The following is a 21,513-nucleotide window of genomic DNA, read 5'->3' as shown; positions in this document are numbered from 1 at the left end:
TCACTTGTACTCGATGATCCGCATGTCCCGCCCCATCCACCTGCGCAGATGAAACCGGAGCATGCCGATCAGGTTGGGAAATTTCGACAGCGTCAGAAAGACCGCGTGATGCAGCGCCGTGGCGCGCGGAAGGCCTTCCTGTCGCATCAGCCCCCGCGCCGTGCGCAGCCAGGACAGGACATAGGCCAGCAGCACCAGCGCCGTCAGCCAGGGCGCCGCAAACAGGCCGACGAGCGCCAGAACCGGCGCCAAGAGCCCCCAGAGCCAGCTGCGCATCCGCTCGCGGCGGAAATAGTCCGGGTGCAGATGGCCGACCTGGGCAAACCCATGCCCGGTCCGCACCGCCCGCTGCCACCAGGCGCCAAAGCGTGTCATCGCGGCGTCATGCTGGGTCATCTCTTCGGCAATGCGCAGCAATTGCCAGCCGGCCTTGCGCAGCCGGCAACACAGCTCGTCATCCTCGGCCGCGATCACCCGCGCGTCGAAGCCGCCGGCCTCGAGATAGGCAGTGCGGCGCAGCATCATGTCGCCTCCGCAGGCGCGGATTTCGCCCGCCGGCCGGTGCCATTCCACCTGCGCCAAGGCATTGTAGATCGAGGCCCCGGGCGCGATCTCGCGCCGCCAGCCGGTGACCAGCCCGCGCTTGGGCTCGGCCAGAAGCGCGGCGCGCGCGGTCTCGATCCAACCCGGTGCAATGGCGCAATCGCCGTCGATGAACTGGACGATCTCCGCCGCGCCGCCGGTGGCTTCGAGATGCAGGAACCCTTGGTGCCGAGCGCGCGCCGCGGTGAAGGGCCGGCTGAGGTCGAGATGTACCACTTCGGCCCCGGCCGCCTCGGCCGCGGCGACGCTGCCGTCGGAAGATCCGCTGTCGACATAGACCATCCGCCGCGCCTGCCCCTGCGCCGAGGCCAGACAGCGCCGCAGCCGGTCGCCCTCGTTGCGGCCGATCAGGATCAGGTCGACCGCGCTCATGGCCGCTTGCCCGGATGCGCCGCGCCGTCGGCGTAGACCTCGAACAACCGGCCGAGCCAGGCCGCCTCCTTGCCGATGTCGAAGTCCTCGACGACGCGGGTGCGCCCGGTCCGGCCCATTTCGATGCGGCGGTCCGGGTCGGCCAGGACGGCGCGGATTGCCTGCGCCAGCCGCTGCGCATCGCCGGGCGGCACGAGAAAGCCGCTCTTGCCGTGCTCGACCAGTTCCGAGACCCCGGCGACGCCGGTGGTGATCACCGGCCGCCCGGCCGCCATCGCCTCCATCAGCACCACCGGCACGCCTTCGGCAAAGCTCGGCAACACCAGCGCGTCGGTCACCTTCAGCGCCCGGGCGACTTCGGACTGGCTGCGATAGCCGGCAAAGTCCACCACGTCGCGCAGGCCGAGATCCGCCGCGTCCTGCTCCAGTCGCGCCCGTTCCGGCCCGTCGCCGATCAGGGTGACGCGCAGCCTGGGCAGCTCGCCTTTCAGGAAGCTCAGCGCCTCGAGCAGCACCGGCACGCCCTTGACCGCCGCCAGCCGCCCGACAAAGGTCAGATGCGGCGGACCCTGGCGCGGGGCCGGATCGTAGCGTGCCGGATCGATGCCGCAATGCACGATGTGCAGCTTGTCCCAGAGCGCGCGGTCGGAAAAGATCATCGCCTGCGCCCGGCAGAATTCGGAGATGCAGGCCACGAAACGCGCCCGGGCGATCTTTTCGTCGAGCCGCCAGTGGTCCGGGGCAAAGAAGATATCCGGCCCGTGCAGGGTAAAGCTGTAGGGGATGCCGCTGAGCTCCGAGGCCAGCATCGCCACGGTGCAGCTCGCCTTGGCGATATGGTTATGCAGGTGGCGCACGCCATGGCGCTGCATGTGATCGGCCAGCACGATGGCCTCGGCGAAATAGAACATCTGCCAGAGCCAGTTGCGCAAGCCGCCGGGCGCGGTGCGCCAGACCAGCGCGAAGGCGCGAAAGAACCGCCCCGGATGGCGCAACAGGCGGAGCTTGGCGGCGGCGAGCCGCAGCGGATGTTTCGCCGCCTCGAGCACGTGAAAGGTCTGCGCCGCCTCGGCGATCTGTTCCTCGCCCACCAGATGCTCTGGCCCGGTGCGGCGGATCGAAGCGGTCATGATCGTGATCCCCTGCGCCCTGAGCGCCGCGACCTCGCGCTGGATGAAGGTATCGGTGGCGCGGGGGTATTCGCCGGTGAGGTAGAGGAGGGGGCCGGTCATCCCTGGGCCTCATGCATCAGCGCCTCGAAGCTCTTCGCCTGCCGCAGGCCCAGGGTCTCGCGCATCCGGCTGTTGTCGTAACACAGCGGCAGAAACCGCGCCCGCAGCACCTCGGGGCGCAGCAGGCCGGGCAGCCTGTGGCGTGGCAGAACCGTCGCGGACAGCCGCGCCAGGGGCATCACCCAGCGCCAGTTGAGCGGCAGGACCAGCGGCGGCGTGCCAGCGAGATTGGCGAGATAGCGCTGCCGGGTCGGCAGGTCTTCGTCGAGCACGTTGATCGGCCCGGTGGCCGGGTGTTCGGCGGCCTTGATCAGCGCCCCGGTGCAGGTGGAGATATGGCACAGCGGGATCTCGCCGCGGCCTGCCAGGCGCAGCAGCACCGGCCCGAGGGCAAGACCCAGATGCGCGTTCCAGAGCCGGTCCGGGCCGAAAACCGCGCCGGGCCGCAGGATGGTGACACCGTGTCCCCGTGTCTTGGCGGTATCGGACACCAGCCGTTCCTGCGCCGCCTTGTTGGTGGCATAGGCATCGGCCCTGGCTCCGGCGTCCAGCAGCGCGGAGCTCTCGGTGATCATCGCGCCCGGGTCGGCGTGGGCCATGTCATAGACCGCCATGGAACTCATGTGGACCAGCCGCGTGCCGTCGGGCAGGGCGGCCAGCAGGCTCCGGGTCGCCTGCAAGGTATCGCGCGCCTGCCGCGTGGCATCGCCGGAGAGCGAGGCCGCCAGATGCAGCACCACGTCGGCCGAGGCGCAGGCCGCGGGCAGGGCGGGGCAGTCTGTCAGGTCGCCGGCAATCACCGTGATACCGGCGTCGTCGCGCCAGCTCTCGGGGGCGGCGCTGGCGTCGCGCAGCACGGCGATCACCGCGTGGCCCCGCGCCCGGGCGGCCGCGACGCTGTGGCGGCCGACATAGCCTGCCGCGCCGGTGATCAACAGGGTCAGCGCGCCCATGGCATCGGCTCCGGTTGGGGACAGGTGGTTGTCATGTCCTGCGGTCCGGTCTCTTCGCCGGCGTTCTGCATTGCCAAGGTCACCTCGGTCAGATGTAGCGCGAAATCGCTGTCGAGCCGGCAGGCGCGGCCTTCGGCCAGCGCGTCCAGCATCTCGACCGGGCCGAGCGCGAAATTCATCGCCGCCGCGCCCCTGCGCGAGACCTTGGGATGGGTCGGCCCGCCGGGCCTGCACCGCCGCCCGAAAGGCAGTTCGAGCAGCCGCCGCCGCAGGTTGACCCGCCGGTGAAAGCACACCGGGGCGGCATTGTTCCAGGCCTGTTTCACCTCCAGCACGCCGGCATCGCCGATGGCGCGGATGCGGTGATCATGCGGCGCGGCGATCGAACAGGTCAGCCGCGCCACCGGTCCCGCGTGGAAAAACAGCGTGGCGGTGGCGAAATCGGGGGTGTTTGCGCCGCCGGGCTTGTCGGGGATCACCTCGGCCGAGGCCGCCACCACGCGCCTGACCGGCCCGAAGGCGGCGATCAGCCATGTCAGGTAATAGCCCGCGTGTTCCAGCGTGCAGCCGGTGCGAAACTCGTCCTCGGCCGGCCAGGGCGCACCGCTTTCGCTGATCCAGCTGCCATGGCGGGCCTGCGGCACAAAACCGTCGTCAAGCTCGGCATAGACCAGCCGCACCGGGCCGGCGGTGCCGCGGCGTATCTCGCGCAGAAAGACCTGTGCCGCCTCGCCCAGCACGCTGCTCGGCGCCGAGGCGAGCATCAGCCCGGCGTCATCGGCCATGGATTTGAGCGCCTTGGCCTCCGCCATCGTCAGCGCCAGCGGCTTTTCGCACCAGACATGCCGGCCGGCGGCCAGGCAGGCGCGGTTGACGGTGTAATGCGCGCCCGGATTGGTCAGGTTGAGCACGATGGCGTCCTCGGGCAGCGCGGCGAGGAAGTCTTGCAGATCGGCCTGCGGCGGCACGTCCCAATGGGCGCAAAAGGCCGCCAGCCGCGAGGCGTCGGTGTCATGTGCGGCGGCAACCGACAGATCGTCATAGAGCGCCAGCGAGCGCATGTAGAGATCGGCGACAAAGCCGCAGCCGATGAGGCCCACGGCGCGCATCAGCACGGCCCCCCGCGCGGGGCAGGGCCAAGGGTCGTGCCGGTCCGTATCAGGGGCATGCGCGCGCGGGTCCGTCTGGTTGCTGTCAGGCGCGGTTTAATCACCCGAAGATGGCAATTTTTCGGCTGTCGCCGGCGCGGGCGCAAAAAATGCCGCGGCGCCGCGTGGAATCTGCGATTTGTTCTTACCTTCGCCATCTTGGACCCCGATGATATGTCCGACCATGCGGAGGACAACGTGTACTTTGAGGTAGGGAATTACCGGCTGGCAATCAACATGCCCCGGCGTGCCGGGCTGATGGCCGAGGTCGCGGCGCGCCTGGCGCGGGGCGAGGGCTTTGCCCTCGCGACGGTCAACCTCGACCACCTGGTGAAACTGCGGCAGAGCGCGGAATTTCGCGAGGCCTATCGGGCGCAGGATCTGGTGGTGGCCGATGGCAACCCGCTGGTCTGGCTGTCACGTCTGGCCGGCGATCCGGTCGAGCTGGTCCCCGGAGCGGACATGGTGGTGCCCCTGGCCGGGCTGGCGGCGCGGCAGGGCGTGCCGGTGGCCCTGCTGGGAAGCACCGAGGCGGCCCTTGCCGGCGCGGCAGAGGCGCTCTCGGCCCGGGTGCCGGGGGTGAAGGTGGCGGCGCGGATCGCGCCTCCGATGGGGTTCGATCCGGCGGGGCCGGGCGGCGATGCGGTGCTGCGTGAGGTCGAGGCTTCCGGCGCGCGGCTGGTCTTTCTGGCGCTGGGCGCGCCGAAGCAGGAGATTCTGGCGGCACGAGGCCGGGTGATCACGCCGGGGCTCGGCTTCGCCTCGATCGGCGCCGGGCTCGATTTCCTTGCCGGGGCGCAGCAGCGCGCGCCGCGGATCATGCGCCGGCTGGCGCTGGAATGGCTCTGGCGGATGCTGTCCAATCCCCGCCGGCTGGTCGCGCGCTATGCGCAATGCGCCGCCATCCTGCCCGCGCATGCCGTCAGGGCCCTGCGCCAACGCCACACCGGGGTCCGAGAGAGAACGCCGTAGGCGGGGCTTCCGCCCGTCCCCTTCCGCCGTCACGCCCGCGAGGACTTGATCTCCGTCACGCCCAGCACTTCGAGCACCTTGGCTTCGATATCCTCGGCGTTGAGCCCGGCCACGGCATACATGTCGCGCGGGCTGGCCTGATCGATGAAGATGTCGGGCAGCACCATCGAACGGTACTTGAGCCCGTTGTCGAAAACGCCCTCTTCGGCCAGAAGCTGCGCCACATGGCTGCCGAAACCGCCCACCGCGCCCTCTTCGACGCAGATCAGCGCCTCATGCTCGGCGGCAAGCTTGAGAATCAGCTCGCGGTCGAGCGGCTTGGCAAAGCGCGCGTCGGCCACGCTCGGGCTGATGCCCTTGGCCCCCAATGCCTCGCAGGCGTCCAGCACCTCCTTGAGCCGCGCGCCAAACGACAGGATCGCCACGCCCTGACCTTCGCGCACCATGCGGCCGCGGCCGATTTCCAGCGGCACGCCCGTCTCCGGCATCTCGACGCCCACACCTTCGCCGCGCGGATAGCGAAAGGCGATGGGGCCGTCGTCATGGGCGGCGGCGGTGGCCACCATATGCACCAGCTCGGCTTCGTCGGCGGCGGCCATCACCACCATTCCCGGCAGATTGGCCATGAAGGCCACGTCGAACGCGCCGGCATGGGTGGCGCCATCGGCCCCGACAAGCCCCGCGCGGTCAATGGCGAAGCGCACCGGCAGGCGCTGGATCGCCACGTCATGCACCACCTGATCATAGCCGCGTTGCAGAAAGGTGGAATAGATCGCGCAGAACGGCCGCATGCCGCCCGCCGCGAGCCCGGCCGAGAAGGTCACCCCGTGCTGTTCGGCAATGCCCACGTCGAAGCAGCGGCTGGGATAGCGTGTGCCGAACAGATCGAGCCCGGTGCCATCCGGCATCGCCGCCGTCACGGCGCAGATCCGGCTGTCCCTTTCGGCGGCCTTGATCAGCTCCTGGCCGAAGACCTTGGTATAGGCGGGCGCGTTGGACGGCGCTTTCTTCTGCTTGCCGGTGACGACATCGAATTTCGCGGTGGCGTGGCCCTTGTCGTCGGCGTTTTCGGCCGGGTGATAGCCCTTGCCCTTGCGGGTCAGCGCGTGGATCAGGATCGGCCCGGTGGCCCGTGCCTGCACCGTGCGCAGCACCGGCAAGAGCTGGTTGAGGTCGTGGCCATCGATCGGCCCGAGGTAGGAAAAGCCCAGCTCCTCGAACAGCGTGCCGCCCACCGCCATGCCCTTGATCATGTCCTTGGCGCGCTTGGCACCTTCGCGGAACGGCTCTGGCAGCAGCGAGACCGCGCCCTTGGCCGCGGCCTTGAGATCCTGGAACGGCGCCTCGGCATAAAGCCGCGACAGATAGGACGACATCGCCCCCACCGGCGGGGCAATCGACATTTCGTTGTCGTTGAGGATGACGATCATCCGCTTGCCGAGGTGGCCGGCATTGTTGAGTGCCTCGAAGGCCATGCCGGCGCTCATCGCGCCATCGCCGATCACCGCGATGGCATCGCCATGGCCGGTGTCGCAGGCGCCGCCGAGATCGCGCGCCACGGCAAATCCCAGCGCGGCGGAAATCGAGGTCGAGCTATGCGCGGCGCCGAAGGGATCGAAGTGGCTTTCCGAGCGTTTGGTGAATCCCGAGAGCCCGTCTTTCTGGCGCAGAGTGCGGATGCGGTCACGGCGGCCGGTGAGGATCTTGTGCGGATAACACTGGTGCGACACATCCCAGATGATCTTGTCGCGCGGCGCGTTGAACACCGCGTGCAGCGCTACGGTCAGTTCCACCACGCCAAGGCCCGCGCCCAGGTGGCCGCCGGTCTCGCTCACCGCGCTGATGGTCTCCGTGCGCAGCTCATGCGCCAGCCGCACCAGTTCCGCGTCGGAAAAGCGTTTCAGGTCGGCGGGGCCGTGGACAGTATCCAGCAGCGGGGTTTCCGGGCGGTCAGACATGCGCGGCTCCTTGGCCTCTCAATTGTCGCGCGAGATAACGAAGCGGGCGGCCTCGCGCAAGGTTCGGGCCCGGGGCCCGTAAGGCGAAAGCGCGTCGCAGGCTTCGGTGACAAGCTCCTGCGCCCGCAGGCGCGCGGCTTCGAGCCCGAGCAGCGAGACAAAGGTCGCCTTGCCCGCCGCCGCGTCCTTTTGCAGCCGTTTGCCGGCCTTCTGCGCATCGCCTTCCACATCCAAGATGTCGTCGGCGATCTGAAAGGCAAGGCCCAGCGCCTGCGCATAGTGCCGCAAGGGGGCGGTGTCGGCGCGGGCGAGCCGCGCCCCGGCTTCGGCCGACCATTGAATGAGCGCGCCGGTCTTGCCGGCCTGAAGCCGGGTGATTTCCTGAAGGCCGAGCGGTGCATCGGCGCTTTCGGCCGCGATATCAAGCGCCTGGCCCAGCACCATGCCGCGTGCGCCCGCCGCCCGTGCCAGCGAAAACGCCAGCTCGGCACGGACTTCGGCGTCGGGGTGGCAGCGCTGATCAGTGACCATCTCGAACCCCAGGGTCTGGAGCGCATCGCCGGCCAGCACTGCCGTCGCCTCGTCCCATCTGACATGCACCGTGGGCTGACCGCGGCGCAGATCGTCATCGTCCATGCAGGGCAGGTCGTCATGCACCAGGCTGTAGGCGTGTACCGCCTCGATCGCCCCGGCGGGCCAGAGCGCATGGGTCTCGGCGATGTCGTGCAGCCGGGCGCTTTCCATCACCAGAAAGCCGCGCAGCCCCTTGCCGCCCGCGACCGCATAGCGCATCGCCCGGGTCACCGGCAGGTCGTCGATTCCGGCGATCAACAGGTCGAGATGGGCCGAGACGCGCGCGGCGTCGGATTTCAGGGTATCGGTGAACATCCGGGGCGGTCCTCTTGGCGGGCACACTCAGGTGGGGCGGCCTCTGCGGGGCCTCCGGCGTGTGTCGGGCTGGGTGAAGCCGGTGCGCCGGCGCTCAGAGGCCTTCGACGGGCTTGGTGCCGGTGGCATTGCCCTCGGCATCGGTGGTGATGGCGTGCACCTTTTCCTCGGCGTCCTTGAGCTTTTGTTCGCAGCGTTTCTTCAGCGCCGCGCCGCGCTCGTAGAGCTTGATCGAATCGTCGAGAGCCACGTCGCCCCGTTCCAGCTGGCCGACCACGCGCTCCAGCTCGGCCATGGCCTCTTCGAATGTCAGTTCGTCTACCTTTTTCTCGCTCACGCCGCGGCCTCCTGAAGCGTTTTCACATGGACGGTGACTGCCTCCGCCAATGCGGCGAGATCATAACCGCCTTCCAGAACAGAGACCACCCGGCCCTCGCAACACTCTTGCGCGACCTGACAGATCTCCTGCGTCAACCAGACGAAATCCTCGGTGGACCAGTTGAGATTGGCCAGCGGATCGTCGCGATGGGCATCGAACCCGGCCGAGATCAGGATCAGCTCCGGGGCAAAATCGCGCAACCGGGGCAGCACGTCATGGGTATAGGCGTCGCGCATCTCGTAGCCGTCCGAGCCGGGGGCGAGCGGAATGTTGCACACATTGTCATGCGCGCCGCGTTCCGACGGGTCGCCGCTGCCGGGCCAGAGCGGCATCTGCTGGCTGCTGATCAACTGCGCGCGCGGCTCGTCCCAGAGCAGCGACTGGGTGCCATTGCCGTGGTGAACGTCGAAATCCACCACTGCGACGCGCGCCAGGCCGTGCCGTTCGAGCGCGTGTTTCGCGCCGATGGCGGCATTGCCGAAGAAGCAAAAGCCCATCGGCGTTTCCTGTTCGGCGTGATGGCCGGGCGGGCGCATGGCGCAAAAGGCGTTTCGCGCGTCACCGGCAAGCACGCGGTCCACCGCCTCGCGCACCGCGCCGACGCCGTGCCAGGCCACGGCCAGGCTGCCGGGCGATATCCAGGTGTCGGCGTCGAGCTGGTGCAGCCCCTCGGCCGGGAGCGCCGCCTCGAGCCGGGCGATGTACCGCTCGGGATGGCAGAGCAGCACATCCTCGCGCCGGCCTTCGGGCGCGGTTTCCACTGCGATGTCGTTCTGGCGGAAGGCGTGCAGGATGTGCTCGAGCCGTGCCACCTGTTCGGGGTGGCCCTGCGGGGTTTCATGCCGCAGCCCGGTCTCATGGGTCAGTACCAGCGTGGTCATGGTCTCTCCTCCCTCTGGGTGGCGGTTTTGCCGATCTGGCAGGTTTCGGGGGCGGGTTGCAAGCTGGGCGTTGCGGGCGGTGGGTTGAAAACTCACCCTACAGGGGTGGCCGGCCGTGGGCTGGGGTGGCAACCTGTTGCGTGGTCATGAAGCGGGCGTGGGGTGGGTGCGCGGCCCCCGCCGGGTCACAACTCGGCCGTAGGGTGGGGTTGTGAACCCACCATCGCCTGCGGCTCAGTCCGGCGCCAGCATATAGCCCGCGCCGCGCACGGTTTGAAGGTAGCGCGGCTGTTTCGGATCGGCCTCGAGCTTGCGCCGAAGTCGGGTGATCTGCACGTCGACGGCGCGTTCCTGGCTCTGCCCCTTGTCGCGGCCCAGGTCCTCGACCAGCTGCGCGCGGCTCACCGCCTCGCCCGGCCGGGCCGCAAAGATCCGCATCAGCTGGCTTTCTGTGGCGGTCAGGCGCACCGCGTCCTCGCCCTGCCACAGTTCGCCGCGCTCGATGTCGTAGCGCAGCGGCCCGAGCGACAGCAGCTTGGGCATGGCATTGGTCTCCGGCGCTTCCGGCATGCGGCGCAGGATGGCGTTGATCCTGAGCAGAAGTTCCTTGGGTTCGAAAGGTTTGACAAGGTAATCGTCGGCCCCGGCCTCGAGCCCGGCGATGCGGTCCTCGGTCTCGCCCTTGGCGGTGAGCAGCAGGATCGGCGTGGCCGAGTCCTCGCGCAGATCGCGGGTCAGGCTGATGCCGTCTTCGCCGGGCATCATCACGTCCAGCACGATGAGATCGAAATCGAGCCCCGAGAGGATGCGCCGGGCATGGCCGGCGTCCCGCGCGGCAGACACCAGGAAACCGTTGCGGATCAGGAATTTCTGCAACAGCACCCGGATGCGTTCGTCGTCGTCGACGATCAGAAGATGCAGATCCTGCGCGCTCATGTCCTGGGCTCCCGCAGGGCGCGGTAATTGCGCCGCATGTCGGCGTCCATCATCGCCTCGAGCACCTGGCGAAAGCCGGCCACGGCCTCCGGCCCGGCTTTGCGATAGGCGGCGCGCATCCGCGCTCTCTGGGCATCCGACAATTTCGCCTCCAGGGCTTTTCCCTCCTCGGTCAGGTACAGGTGGCGTTCGCGTTTGTCCAACCGGCCGACCCTGCTTTCCACAAGACCGTCCGCGATCAACGTGCGCAACACACGGTTCAGCGATTGTTTCGTGACTCCGAGGATATTCAACAGGTTGTTGACCGTCGTGCCGGGGGCGCAATTGATGAAATGCACCGCCCGGTGATGGGCGCGGCCATAAGACAATTCGTCGAGGATCCGGTCGGGATCGGCGGTAAAGCCGCGATAGGCAAAGAACATCGCCTCAATCCCTTGCCGAAGCTGTTCGTCGGTCAGATAAAGCAGCTGTTCTCCGCTGGGCTCTGCCATGCCTCTCCCTTGTGTACTGGCGCTGTCGGGTCACAGTACGTCAGCCTTGTTGACATTCCAAGTCTCAACTGGTAGCGACTCACAGTTTTTGCGCAATATTATGTCCACACCGGACCAAATTCGCGCAACATATGGAAAATGAAGGGCTTTGGAGGAGCGACATGGCTGGCTCATATGATGATCGCGACGGCAAGATCTGGTTGGATGGCACGCTTGTCGACTGGCGGGATGCAAATGTGCATATCCTGACCCACGGGCTGCATTACGCCAGCTCGGTGTTCGAGGGCGAGCGCGCCTACAATGGCAAGATTTTCGAGAGCCTGCGCCATTCCGAGCGGCTCCTGGCCTCCGGCGCGCTGCTCGACATGCCGGTCCCCTATTCGGTCCAAGAGCTCGAGGCGGCGAAATACGAGGTGCTGAAGGCCAACGGGCTGACCGACGCCTACGTTCGCGTGGTGGCCTGGCGCGGCTCGGGCGAGGACATGGGGGTCGCTTCGGCCAAGAATCCGGTGCGGGTCGCGGTCGCGGCCTGGGAATGGGGCGCCTATTACGGCGATGCCAAGATGAAAGGCGCCAAGCTCGACATTTCCAAGTGGAAACGCCCAAGCCCGGAAACCATCCCGACCTCGGCCAAGGCCGCCGGTCTCTACATGATCTGCACCATGTCCAAGCACGCCGCCGAGGCCAAGGGCTGCTCGGACGCGCTGTTCATGGATTATCGCGGCTATGTGGCGGAAGCGACCGGGGCCAACATCTTCTTTGTCAAGGAAGGCGAGGTGCACACGCCGCTGCCCGACTGCATTCTCAACGGCATCACCCGCCAGACCGTGATCAACATGCTCCGGGACCGTCAGATCAAGGTGCACGAGCGCCACATCATGCCGGAAGAGATGGAAGGCTTCGAGCAATGCTGGCTGACCGGGACGGCGGCAGAGGTGACACCGGTGAGCCAGATCGGCGACTACACCTTCGAGGTCGGCGCGCTGACCCGCGAGATGTCGGACGCCTATGAGAAGCTGGTGCGCAACTGACCGATCGGTCCCGCGCCACCCGCCCCGGCCCCCGCGCCGGGGCCTCCCGCTACAGGCCAGGCGACCGGCCCGGCGCAATGTCCCGGATCAGGTCCGGGGCGCAAGACACTCCGGCCCCTCATTGGAAAGGAGAGCGGTCCCGCCACCCGGCTCCCGCTGGATGACACCGCCGCCGGAAGCTCCGGCAAAAAAAGACCCGGGCCGGGGCCCGGGTCAGTCCAACAGGGAGGAGCATGTGATAACCCGCACATGCAACGGGATCTCTGTCACCTACAAAAGGTGACCGTAACATAGCACTTTATCGCCCTTCGATCTATGCGCCCTTTCAGGCATTGAGCCGATATCCGCCAGATTCGGTTACAAGGAGGCGGGCGTTCGAGGGTTCCGGCTCGATTTTCTGGCGCAATCTGTAGATGTGCGTCTCGAGCGTGTGTGTCGTCACGCCTGCATTGTAACCCCAGACCTCGTGCAGCAGAACGTCGCGTGGCACGACGCCTTCGGGGGCGCGATAGAGGTATTTCAGGATGTTGGTCTCTTTCTCGGTCAGCCGGATCTTCTTTTCGTCTTCGGTCACCAGGGTCTTCATCGCCGGCTTGAACGTATAGGGGCCCAGCGCAAAGACGGCGTCCTCGCTCTGCTCGTGCTGGCGCAGCTGGGCGCGGATACGGGCCAGGAGCACCGGGAACTTGAACGGCTTGGTGACATAATCATTGGCCCCGGCGTCGAGGCCGAGAATGGTGTCGGCATCGCTGTCATGGCCGGTCAGCATCAGCACCGGCGCCTTGACGCCCTGCTTGCGCATCAGCCGGCAGAGCTCGCGGCCATCGGTGTCGGGCAGGCCCACGTCGAGGATGATCAGGTCGAAATGCGAGGCCTTGACCCGCTCCATCGCCTCGGCGCCGTTGGAGGCCTCGAAGACCTCGAAATCCTCGGTGATGATGAGCTGTTCGGCCAGCGCCTCACGCAGGTCGTCGTCATCATCGACAAGAAGCAGGTTCTTGAGCTGTGCCATCTCGGTCCTCCAAATCTCTTCTTCGTGAGATTGGGGCGCAGCCGGCGAGGGGCAAGATTTGCTGCAAGCCGTTCACGCGCTCGTGTGAATATCACCCGGGAGGCGAGGAAATGTTTCAATTCCCGATCATTACCGGCTACATGACAGGCCTGATGACTGGACATTTTGCACCTGACACGGCGGAGCTGATCAACCGCGCCCGCGCCGATCTTCGGATGGGGGTGCCGGTCGTGCTCTGCGGTCACGGCAGCGCCGCGCTGGTGCTTGCGGCCGAAACCATGGGGCCGGCGCGGCTGGCCACCCTGCGGGCGCTGGGCGGGGCGCCGGTGCTGGCGATCACCGGACGCCGGGCCGAGACGCTGAAGGCGCGCCCCTATGACGGCGATGTCGCCCGGCTGCCGCTGCCGGAAGAGGCCGATTGCGCCTGGATCCGCGCCATCGCCGATCCGGCCGATGATCTGCGGACACCGATGAAGGGCCCGCTGTTCGCCTTGCGCGAAGGCGATGCGGCGCTGCACCGGCTGGCGGTGTCGCTGGTGAAATCGGCACAGCTCCTGCCCGCCGCCGTGGTGCTGGAAACCGCGGTCGAGAGCCTGCCGGAAGCCGCGCTGCTCACACGGCTCGAGGCCGGGAGCGCCGGGCCGCTGCTGCTGCGGGCCACCGATCCGCATCCGGTGGTGGCGGCGCGCCTGCCCACCCGGCTGGCCCATGGCGGACGGTTGCACATCTTCCGCCCCGATGATGGCGGGGTCGAGCACTACGCCTTCGAGATCGGCCGCCCGGATCGGGCGCAGCCGGTGCTGGCACGGCTGCATTCCGCCTGTTTCACCGGCGATGTGCTGGGCTCGCTGAAATGCGACTGCGGCCCGCAGCTTCATGCCGCCCTGGCGCAGATGGGCGACGAGGGGCAGGGGGTGCTGCTCTATCTCAACCAGGAGGGTCGCGGCATCGGGCTCGCCAACAAGATGCGCGCCTATTCCTTGCAGGATCAGGGCTTCGACACGGTCGAGGCCAATCACCGGCTGGGCTTCGAGGATGACGAACGCGATTTCCGCATCGGCGCCGATATCCTCAAGGCCATGGGCTTTGCCCGGGTCCGGCTGCTGACCAATAATCCACGCAAGATCGCGATGATGCAGGGCGCCGGTCTCGCGGTGACCGAACGGGTGCCGCTCAAGGTCGGGCTGACCGATCAGAACGCCGCCTATCTCGCCACCAAGGCGGCGAAATCGGGGCATCTGCTGTGATGGTCCTCACCCTGCGCGGGCTGCGCTTTGCCGGAAGGCTCTGGCCCTGCACCATCGGCCGCGGCGGGCTGACCGCCGACAAGCGCGAGGGCGATGGCGCCACCCCGCGCGGCCGGCACCACATCACCGGGCTGCTGTATCGCCCCGACCGGATGGCCCGCCCGGCGCCCTGGGCCGAGCCGATCCGCCCCGGCGATCTGTGGTCCGACGAGCCGCAAGACGAGGATTACAACACTTTGGTCCGCGCGCCTTACACCGGCTCGCACGAGGCGCTGCGCCGCGCCGATCCGCTTTATGACCTGGTGCTGCTGACCGATTGGAACTGGCCCGATGCGACGCCCGGCCGTGGGTCGGCGATCTTCCTGCACCGCTGGCGGCGGCCCGGCTTTCCGACCGAAGGCTGCATCGCCTTCCGCCCCGACCACCTGCGCCAGATCGCGGCACTGGCCGCCCCCGGCACAAGGCTGATCGTGCCCTGAACCCTAGCGCTGCCTGCGCGGCGTGCAGTCGCCGCCGGTGTGACAGGCGATCACCTGTTCGGTCATCTCGGGCGTGGGTCTGGCAAAGGCAAAGCCGCCGCAGGGGTGATCGTCACCTCCGGGGAGGCGGCGTCGAGATTGACGAAGGCCAGCACCGGATCGCCGCTCTTGGCCCCTGCGCACCACGGGCCGAAACATTGCACGTTCAGCACGATGTCCGCGTCATAGGGATGGATGAATCCGGCGCGGCTCAACGCGTCGCCGGTCAGACGCGCCGGAATTCGGGTGTCGGGCGGAGTGTTGGCCTGATCGGTCATATCGGTCTCGGGCAGCCGCGTCGCGTCAAAGCTCATCCGGCCCAGCACCACCATGTAGCGATCCTCGCTGTCTCTGGCATCCTGGTAGACAGCGGCCACGTCATGCGGCAGGCAGGTCAGCGCCTGCGCCCCGGCGGCCCAGACAAGCAACGGCAGACAAGTCAAGAGACGCATCACTCACCTCTCAAGATAGGGGCGGAACTCCTCGACCACGCGGGCATAGACCTCGCGCTTGAACGGTACGATACGATCGACGAGCCGGTCGTGCGGCAGCCAGCGCCATTCGGAAAACTCCTGATGATCGTCGGCATCCAGCCGCACCTGATCGTCGGTGCCATGGAAACGCATCAGGAACCATTTCTGTTCCTGGCCGCGAAACCGGCCTTTCCAGATATTCGGCACCAGATCATGCGGCAGGTCATAGGGTATCCAGGCCCGGGTTTCCGCCTCCACGGTCACCAGCTCGGGCAGGACACCGGTTTCTTCCTGCAATTCGCGCAGCGCGGCGGCGCGGGCGTCCTCGCCCTTGTCGATGCCGCCCTGCGGCATCTGCCAGGCCGGCGTTTCGCTGTCGATCCGCTGGCCGACAAAGGCCTCGCCCGCGGCGTTGACAAGCATCACCCCGACATTGCGGCGATAGGGCAGGCGGGCGATGTCTTCGGGGGTCATGCGGGCCTCGCGGTCACTCGAGATCGCCCCCGGCACGGCGGCCGGGGGCAGAGCAGTTTCACTCGTCTTTCGGACCCAGCGCCGACAGGCCCTTGAGGATGTCGATGGCATAGGCCAGCTGGTAATCCTCTTCGCGCAGCGCGGCGGCGGCTTCGGCCTTGGCGCGGTCGGCTTCGATCTGTTCGATCTCGTCCTCGCTCAGGCTGTCATTGTCGAGCGAGCCGCGCAGGTCGGCCTCGGAACGCGAATTGGGGGTGGTTTCCTCATCCTCTTCGTTGGCCACCCGACGCGGCTGTTCGACAACGATGTCGGGCGAGACGCCGAGCGCCTGGATCGACCGGCCCGACGGCGTGTAATAGCGCGCCGTGGTCAGCCGCATGGCGCCGTCTCCGCGAAGCGGCATGACGGTCTGCACCGACCCCTTGCCGAAGGATTTGGTGCCGACCACGATGGCGCGGCGGTGATCCTGCAAGGCACCGGCGACGATTTCCGAGGCCGAGGCCGAGCCGCCGTTGATCAGCACCACCAGCGGCTTGCCCTCGGCAAGATCGCCGGGCGTGGCGTTGTAGCGCTCGCCGTCCTCGGGGTTGCGGCCGCGGGTCGAGACGATCTCGCCTTTCTCGAGGAAGGCATCCGACACCCGGATCGCCTGGGTCAGCAGACCGCCGGGGTTGTTGCGCAGGTCGAGCACGATGCCGTTGACGTTCTCGAGCCCGCCGGCGGCCGCGATCTCCTCGGCCAGTCCCTCTTCGAGATTGGGCGTGGTCTGATCATTGAAGGTGGTGACACGCAGCACCACGGTCTCGCCTTCGGTGCGGGTGCGCACGGCGGTGAGGGTGATGGTGTCGCGGATGATCGAGACATCGAAGGGCTCGGGCTGATCCTCGCGGACCACGGTGATGATGATCTCGGAGCCGACCGGCCCGCGCATCATCTCGACCGCCTCGTCCAGCGTCAGGCCGAGCACCGATTCGCCATCGACATGGGTGATGAAATCGCCGGCCTCGATCCCGGCGGCATCTGCCGGGGTGTCGTCGATCGGCGACACCACCTTGATGAAGCCCTCTTCCTGGGTCACCTCGATGCCCAGACCGCCGAACTCGCCCCGGGTCTGCACCCGCATGTCGGCGGCGTCATCCGGCGACAGATAGCTGGAATGCGGGTCGAGCGAGGTCAGCATGCCGTTGATCGCGGCCTCGATCAGCTCGCCTTCGTCGACCTCCTCGACATATTGCGCGCGAATGCGTTCGAAGATGTCGCCAAACAGGTCAAGCTGCTCGTAGACATTGCCCGATGAACGCTCTTCCTGGGCCAGCAGCGGGCCGGCAAGCTGGGTGGTTGCGACAATGCCTGCCAGCGTACCGCCGACGGCGGCCATGACGAACTTCTTCATTGGTGTCTTATCCCTTGTCGGTGGTGCGGAACCAATCTTGTGGGTCCACAGGCTGATTCAGCTCTCTGACCTCTATATAGAGCGTTTCCGGGCGGGCGTTTCCAGCCCCATCACCCGATAGTGACACATCCGTCCGCAACTCTCCGCCCATCAGCCCTAGAGGATCGCCCGCCGGCAGGACCTGGCCGGTCTGGCCAAAGACCGCCTCGAGCCCGGCAAAGATGAACAGCGTGTCGGCCTGCGGCTCCAGAATGGCGACCAGCCCGTAGTTCAGGAGCGGCCCGGCATAGCGGATGGTGGCGGCGGTGGGGGTCGTGACCACTGCCTGCGGCCCGGTGGCGATCAGCAGCCCGGGGCGGCGCACACCGGCGGCATCGGCCTCGCCGGCGCGGCGCAGGAGCTGGCCCTGCACCGGCAGCGCCAGCTTGCCCTTGCGGTGGCTGATGTCGGGCAGGCTGCCCGGCGCCTCGTCCTCGGCGATGGTGCTGAGACCGCTGGCAAAACCCTCCAGTGTTTCGGTGGCGGCGATCAGCACGGCGGTCTGCACCGGGTTCTCCACAAAGCGGCGCGGCAGATCGGTACGGTCGGCCACCGCCTTCGACAGCGCGGTGCGCGCCTCCTGCGCACCTTCGAGCCCCTCTTGCAGCTTGGCCGCGGATTGCGCCTGCAACAGCCGCAGCGCCTGCACCTCCTCGAGATCGGCGCGCAAGGCATCGGCGCGGGCCTTCAGCCCCGGCGTCACATCCGACAGCAGCATGCCGGCCCGTGCGGTGCCCGTCGGGCCCGAAGGATGCAGCAGGGTGACCGGCGCCGGCGCCCGCGAAATGGATTGCAGCACGCCCAGAAGCCGCGAGATTTCCTTGTCGCGGGCCTGGAGATCCTCGGTGAGCTGCGCCTCTTTCAACGAGGCCGCGCGCATGCCGTCGCGCAGCGCCGCCAGACCGGTCTCATAGCCCTTGACGATTTCGGTCAGCGCCTTGACCCGCTCGCGCCCGCCACGGGCCTCGCTCAGCGCCTGGGCGCTTTCCTCAAGCATGCGCACGGCATCGCGCGCCGCTTCGGCTGTGGTCATCTGCGCCTGCGCCGCCCCGGCGAACAGGCACAGGAGGGTCACGGCGCGCAGGATCATGCCAGCAGGCTTTCTCCGGTCATTTCCTCGGGCGTGTCGAGCGCCATCAGCGCCAGAAGCGTGGGCGCCAGATCGGCCAGCCGCCCGCTCTGCCGCAGCCTGGCCCCCTCGGGCCCGCCGACCAGGATCACCGGCACCGGGTTGAGCGTATGGGCGGTATGCGGCCCGCCGGTCTCGGGGTCGACCATCTGCTCGCAATTGCCGTGGTCGGCGGTCACGATCATCGCGCCGCCGGCCTTGTCCAGCGCCTCGAGCGCCCGGCCGAGGCCGGTATCCACCGCTTGACAGGCCGCCTTGGCCGCCTCCAGATCGCCGGTGTGGCCCACCATGTCGGGGTTGGCAAAGTTCACCACGATCAGGTCATAGCCGGTCTCGATTGCCTTCACGAACTGGTCCGAGACCTCCCCGGCGCTCATTTCGGGCTGCAAGTCATAGGTCGCCACCTTGGGCGAGGGCGCCATGTAGCGGTCTTCGCCCTCTTCGGGCACCTCCTTGCCGCCATTGAGGAAGAAGGTGACATGCGGGTATTTCTCGGTTTCGGCCAGGCGGAACTGCTTCAGCCCCTTCGCCGCGACCCAGGCGCCCAGCGTGTTGACCACGACCTTCTTGGGATAGGCGGCGGCCATGAAGGTGTCATGGGTCTTGGAGTAATCCACCATGCCCAGGATCGAGGCCCATTGCGGCCGGTTGCGGCCTTCGAAGCCGTCAAAGTCATCCTCGCCCACCGCCAGCAGGATCTCGCGCGCCCGGTCGGCCCGGAAGTTGAGGCAGAAGAAGCCGTCGCCATCCCGGGCACCGTCGTAATCGCCGATCAGCGTGGCGGGGATGAATTCGTCGGTCTGATCGCGGTCATAGGCCTCTTTCACCGCCGCCACGGCGGTGCCGGCCTTGTGTTCGGCGGCGCCGCCCACCATGGCGCGATAGGCCTGTTCCACCCGGTCCCAGCGATTGTCGCGGTCCATGGCGAAATAACGCCCGGTGACGGTGCCCACCCGGGCACCCTCGGGCAGCTTCGACACCAGCGTCCGCAGGAAGCCCTCGGCCGATTTCGGCGCCACGTCGCGGCCATCGGTGACCGCATGCACCACCACCGGCACCCCGGCGCTGACGATCATTTCGACGGCGGCCAGCACATGGTCGATATGGCCATGCACGCCGCCATCGGAAATCACCCCCATCAGATGCGCGGTGCCGTCGTGGCCGCGCACGCTCTCGATGAAGGCATGGATCGCCGCGTTGGAAAAGAACGAACGGTCCTCGATCGCGAGATCGATCTGCCCGAGGTCCATCGCCACCACCCGGCCGGCGCCGATATTTGTGTGGCCGACCTCGGAATTGCCCATCTGCCCGCTGGGCAGGCCGACGTCATTGCCATGGGTGGTCAGCGTGGCATTCGGGCAATTCGCCATCAGCCGGTCGAAATTCGGCGTCTCGGCCAGCGCCACGGCATTGGCCTCGGTTTCGTCCCGCAGGCCCCAGCCGTCGAGAATACACAGAACCACGGGTTTCGGAGCAGGCATCAAAGGTTCCTCGTTCTGATCGCGCCCCGGGCGGTGACACCCTGCCACCGAAAGGGGCTTCTTCTCTTATCAAATACGCATCTCGGCCCGTGACACGGGCGCGCGGCTTATTCGGAATAGGTCGGGTGAAACAGGCCGCCGGGCGAGAGCGTGAAGATCTCGGCGCCCTCCGCGGTCACCCCGACCGAATGTTCGAACTGTGCAGAAAGCGACTTGTCGCGGGTCACAGCGGTCCAGTCGTCCGACAGCACCTTGGTCTCGGGACGGCCGAGGTTGACCATCGGCTCGATGGTAAAGAACATGCCTTCCTCGAGCACCGGCCCGGTTCCCGCGCGGCCGTAGTGTAGCACGTTGGGCGGCGCGTGAAACACCGTGCCCAGCCCGTGGCCGCAGAAATCCCGCACCACCGACATGCGCTGGCCTTCGACGAAGCTTTGGATCGCATGGCCGACATCGCCAAAGGTGTTGCCGGGCTTGACCGCCTCGATGCCGCGCATCAGCGCGTCATGGGTCACCTGGATCAGCCGCTCGGCCTTGCGGCTGAGCTTGCCGGCGACGAACATCCGGCTGGTGTCGCCGAACCAGCCATCCTTGATGACGGTCACGTCGATATTGAGGATATCGCCGTCCTTCAGCTTCTTGTCGCCGGGAATGCCGTGGCAGACCACGTGATTGACGCTGATGCAGGAGGCGTGCTGATAGCCCTTGTAGCCGATGGTGGCCGATTTGGTGCCCAGCTCGCCCACCCGCTTCTCGATGAAGGCATCGAGCGCGCCCGTGGTCTGGCCGACCTCGACCAGAGGGGCCACTTCGTCGAGGATCTGGGCTGCGACCCGGCCGGCCTCGTGCATGCCGGCGAAATCCGCCTGTTCATGGATCCGGATCCCGTCGCGCGTCATGCGCCCCTTGTGACGGTTCATGCAATTGCTCCGTAAAAAACGTCTTGCTGGCTGTCTTATGCGTTTGCAGCGTAAAGAGCCAGCCCGCGCGGGACAAGTTCCCGTGCTGCCGCGGTGAGGGGGCGCCGCCGCGATGCAATCAAGAGGTGACCAGAACGCCCATGCCGGCCAGAATCACCCCCGCCCAGATCATCCGGTGGCGAAGATGGCCTTCGCCCAGCAGCAGGCTGCCCGCCAGCACGGTCAGCAGCACGCTGACCTCGCGGGTGGGCGCGACATAGGCCACCGGGGTGAAGGTCAGCGCATAGAGCACGAGGATATAGGCCAGCGGATTGAACAGCGCGATGATCACCAGCCCCGCGCGGTGATCGCGCCATTGCAATCGCATGACCGCGCGGCGTTTCAGGGCCATCGGCGCCAGCAGCACCGATCGCGCCACGCTCGAGACGTAATCGAGCAGCAGCGGCGGGATCAGCAGCGCCGAGACCGCATAGGCGTCCCAGACCGTATAGCTGCCGATCAGCCCGCCGGCGGCCAGGCCAAAGAGGAGCGAGGTCGAGATCTGCTGGCCCTTCACGCGCCCGCCGGTGGTCAGCATCAGCACGCCAAAGACGATGCCGACCGCGCCAAGCGCCATCTGCGCGCTGACGATCTCGCCCAGAAAGAGCACGGCAAAGCTGGTGGAGAGAAGCGGCCCGGTCGAACGTGCGGTGGGATAGACCAGCGACAGATCGCCCTTGCGATAGCCGACCTGCAAGAGCAGGAAATAGGCCATGTGCAGCGCCGTGCTGCCGGCCAGCCAGATGAGTTGCTGCGGCCCGAAGCTCGGCGCCTGTGACACCAGCACCCAAAGCGCCAGCGGCGCATAGATCACCACCGTCAGCGCCGAGAACAGCCAGACCAGCTCCGGCCCGCCGCCGATCCGCTTGAGCTGAAAGTTCCAGGTCGCATGGCAGACCGCAGCAGCGAGAACGAGGGCCAGACCAAGAAGAGACATGCAAGAC

22 protein-coding genes are annotated in these 21,513 nt (G+C 67.3%); 4 read left to right on the top strand and 18 right to left on the bottom strand.

Going from position 1 to position 21,513, the window contains the following annotated elements; genetic code table 11:
* Genes BMW90_RS08460 through BMW90_RS08445 form a run of 4 tightly spaced genes read right to left on the bottom strand, consistent with a single transcriptional unit; the run spans window position 1 to window position 4,269 of the window.
* Complete coding sequence (locus tag BMW90_RS08460) at window positions 1-975, bottom strand: glycosyltransferase family 2 protein (protein ID WP_074836071.1); 975 nt, start codon at window positions 973-975, stop codon at window positions 1-3.
* Window positions 972-2,207 (bottom strand): glycosyltransferase, encoded by a 1,236-nt coding sequence (locus tag BMW90_RS08455; RefSeq protein WP_074836069.1) that lies wholly within the window; start codon window positions 2,205-2,207, stop codon window positions 972-974. The genes BMW90_RS08460 and BMW90_RS08455 overlap by 4 nt, the downstream gene beginning before the upstream one ends.
* Complete coding sequence (locus tag BMW90_RS08450; RefSeq protein ID WP_074836067.1) at window positions 2,204-3,160, bottom strand: NAD-dependent epimerase/dehydratase family protein; 957 nt, start codon at window positions 3,158-3,160, stop codon at window positions 2,204-2,206. Before BMW90_RS08450 ends, BMW90_RS08455 begins: the two co-directional genes overlap by 4 nt.
* Window positions 3,148-4,269, bottom strand: a complete 1,122-nt coding sequence (locus BMW90_RS08445; RefSeq protein ID WP_074836116.1) for a Gfo/Idh/MocA family protein — start codon at window positions 4,267-4,269, stop codon at window positions 3,148-3,150. Before BMW90_RS08445 ends, BMW90_RS08450 begins: the two co-directional genes overlap by 13 nt.
* Before the next feature lie 237 nt (window positions 4,270-4,506).
* Between BMW90_RS08445 and BMW90_RS08440 the strand changes: the two genes are divergently transcribed.
* Window positions 4,507-5,280, top strand: coding sequence for a WecB/TagA/CpsF family glycosyltransferase (locus BMW90_RS08440; RefSeq protein ID WP_074836114.1), 774 nt, complete (start codon window positions 4,507-4,509; stop codon window positions 5,278-5,280).
* Between the two features lie 29 nt (window positions 5,281-5,309).
* Here BMW90_RS08440 and dxs read toward each other — a convergent pair whose 3' ends face one another.
* The 6 genes from dxs to BMW90_RS08410 form a co-directional block, all read right to left on the bottom strand.
* A complete protein-coding gene (gene dxs / locus BMW90_RS08435; protein ID WP_074836066.1) occupies window positions 5,310-7,238 on the bottom strand; it encodes a 1-deoxy-D-xylulose-5-phosphate synthase in 1,929 nt (642 codons plus the stop codon).
* Between the two features lie 18 nt (window positions 7,239-7,256).
* The gene (locus BMW90_RS08430; RefSeq protein ID WP_074836064.1) at window positions 7,257-8,126 is read right to left on the bottom strand and encodes a polyprenyl synthetase family protein; all 870 of its coding nucleotides are present in this window, start codon (window positions 8,124-8,126) and stop codon (window positions 7,257-7,259) included.
* A gap of 94 nt (window positions 8,127-8,220) precedes the next feature.
* On the bottom strand, window positions 8,221-8,463 hold the full coding sequence (locus BMW90_RS08425) for an exodeoxyribonuclease VII small subunit (protein WP_048533345.1): 243 nt from the start codon (window positions 8,461-8,463) through the stop codon (window positions 8,221-8,223).
* Entirely contained in the window at window positions 8,460-9,386 is a 927-nt protein-coding gene (locus BMW90_RS08420; RefSeq protein WP_074836063.1) for a histone deacetylase family protein, read from the bottom strand. Before BMW90_RS08420 ends, BMW90_RS08425 begins: the two co-directional genes overlap by 4 nt.
* Window positions 9,387-9,620: 234 nt before the next feature.
* A complete protein-coding gene (locus tag BMW90_RS08415; RefSeq protein WP_048533343.1) occupies window positions 9,621-10,322 on the bottom strand; it encodes a response regulator in 702 nt (233 codons plus the stop codon).
* Complete coding sequence (locus BMW90_RS08410) at window positions 10,319-10,813, bottom strand: MarR family winged helix-turn-helix transcriptional regulator (RefSeq protein ID WP_048533342.1); 495 nt, start codon at window positions 10,811-10,813, stop codon at window positions 10,319-10,321. Before BMW90_RS08410 ends, BMW90_RS08415 begins: the two co-directional genes overlap by 4 nt.
* A gap of 161 nt (window positions 10,814-10,974) precedes the next feature.
* On the opposite strand from BMW90_RS08410, the gene BMW90_RS08405 reads away from it, so the two are divergent.
* Complete coding sequence (locus BMW90_RS08405) at window positions 10,975-11,844, top strand: branched-chain amino acid aminotransferase (RefSeq protein ID WP_074836061.1); 870 nt, start codon at window positions 10,975-10,977, stop codon at window positions 11,842-11,844.
* Between the two features lie 325 nt (window positions 11,845-12,169).
* Here BMW90_RS08405 and BMW90_RS08400 read toward each other — a convergent pair whose 3' ends face one another.
* Window positions 12,170-12,856 (bottom strand): response regulator transcription factor, encoded by a 687-nt coding sequence (locus tag BMW90_RS08400; RefSeq protein ID WP_048533340.1) that lies wholly within the window; start codon window positions 12,854-12,856, stop codon window positions 12,170-12,172.
* 152 nt (window positions 12,857-13,008) lie between these two features.
* Between BMW90_RS08400 and ribA the strand changes: the two genes are divergently transcribed.
* Together ribA and BMW90_RS08390 are read left to right on the top strand one after the other, a co-directional pair.
* The gene (ribA, locus tag BMW90_RS08395; protein WP_074836113.1) at window positions 13,009-14,103 is read left to right on the top strand and encodes a GTP cyclohydrolase II; all 1,095 of its coding nucleotides are present in this window, start codon (window positions 13,009-13,011) and stop codon (window positions 14,101-14,103) included.
* Entirely contained in the window at window positions 14,103-14,582 is a 480-nt protein-coding gene (locus BMW90_RS08390; protein ID WP_074836060.1) for a L,D-transpeptidase family protein, read from the top strand. The genes ribA and BMW90_RS08390 overlap by 1 nt, the downstream gene beginning before the upstream one ends.
* 62 nt (window positions 14,583-14,644) lie before the next feature.
* Here the strand turns inward: BMW90_RS08390 and BMW90_RS08385 are convergent, their stop codons facing one another.
* The 7 genes from BMW90_RS08385 to BMW90_RS08355 all read right to left on the bottom strand — a co-directional run bounded on the left by BMW90_RS08385 (window position 14,645) and on the right by BMW90_RS08355 (window position 21,506).
* A complete protein-coding gene (locus tag BMW90_RS08385) occupies window positions 14,645-15,073 on the bottom strand; it encodes a hypothetical protein (RefSeq protein ID WP_083415998.1) in 429 nt (142 codons plus the stop codon).
* Between the two features lie 3 nt (window positions 15,074-15,076).
* Complete coding sequence (locus tag BMW90_RS08380; protein WP_074836111.1) at window positions 15,077-15,568, bottom strand: RNA pyrophosphohydrolase; 492 nt, start codon at window positions 15,566-15,568, stop codon at window positions 15,077-15,079.
* A gap of 58 nt (window positions 15,569-15,626) precedes the next feature.
* Window positions 15,627-16,961 carry a S41 family peptidase gene (locus tag BMW90_RS08375; protein ID WP_048533337.1) on the bottom strand — a complete coding sequence of 445 codons (1,335 nt, stop codon included), beginning with the start codon at window positions 16,959-16,961 and terminating at the stop codon, window positions 15,627-15,629.
* A 7-nt stretch (window positions 16,962-16,968) separates the two neighbouring features.
* A complete protein-coding gene (locus BMW90_RS08370; protein WP_074836058.1) occupies window positions 16,969-18,090 on the bottom strand; it encodes a murein hydrolase activator EnvC family protein in 1,122 nt (373 codons plus the stop codon).
* Window positions 18,087-19,610 (bottom strand): 2,3-bisphosphoglycerate-independent phosphoglycerate mutase, encoded by a 1,524-nt coding sequence (gpmI, locus tag BMW90_RS08365; protein ID WP_074836057.1) that lies wholly within the window; start codon window positions 19,608-19,610, stop codon window positions 18,087-18,089. Before gpmI ends, BMW90_RS08370 begins: the two co-directional genes overlap by 4 nt.
* A 107-nt stretch (window positions 19,611-19,717) precedes the next feature.
* Window positions 19,718-20,530 (bottom strand): type I methionyl aminopeptidase, encoded by an 813-nt coding sequence (map, locus tag BMW90_RS08360; protein WP_074836055.1) that lies wholly within the window; start codon window positions 20,528-20,530, stop codon window positions 19,718-19,720.
* A gap of 118 nt (window positions 20,531-20,648) precedes the next feature.
* Window positions 20,649-21,506, bottom strand: coding sequence for a DMT family transporter (locus BMW90_RS08355; protein WP_074836053.1), 858 nt, complete (start codon window positions 21,504-21,506; stop codon window positions 20,649-20,651).
* Window positions 21,507-21,513: the final 7 nt, after the last annotated feature.

It is taken from the genome of Marinovum algicola (assembly GCF_900109145.1).
GTDB lineage: Bacteria > Pseudomonadota > Alphaproteobacteria > Rhodobacterales > Rhodobacteraceae > Marinovum > Marinovum algicola.
The sequence above is the reverse complement of the archived record's forward strand: the minus strand, read 5'-3'. Positions and strand labels throughout refer to the sequence as shown.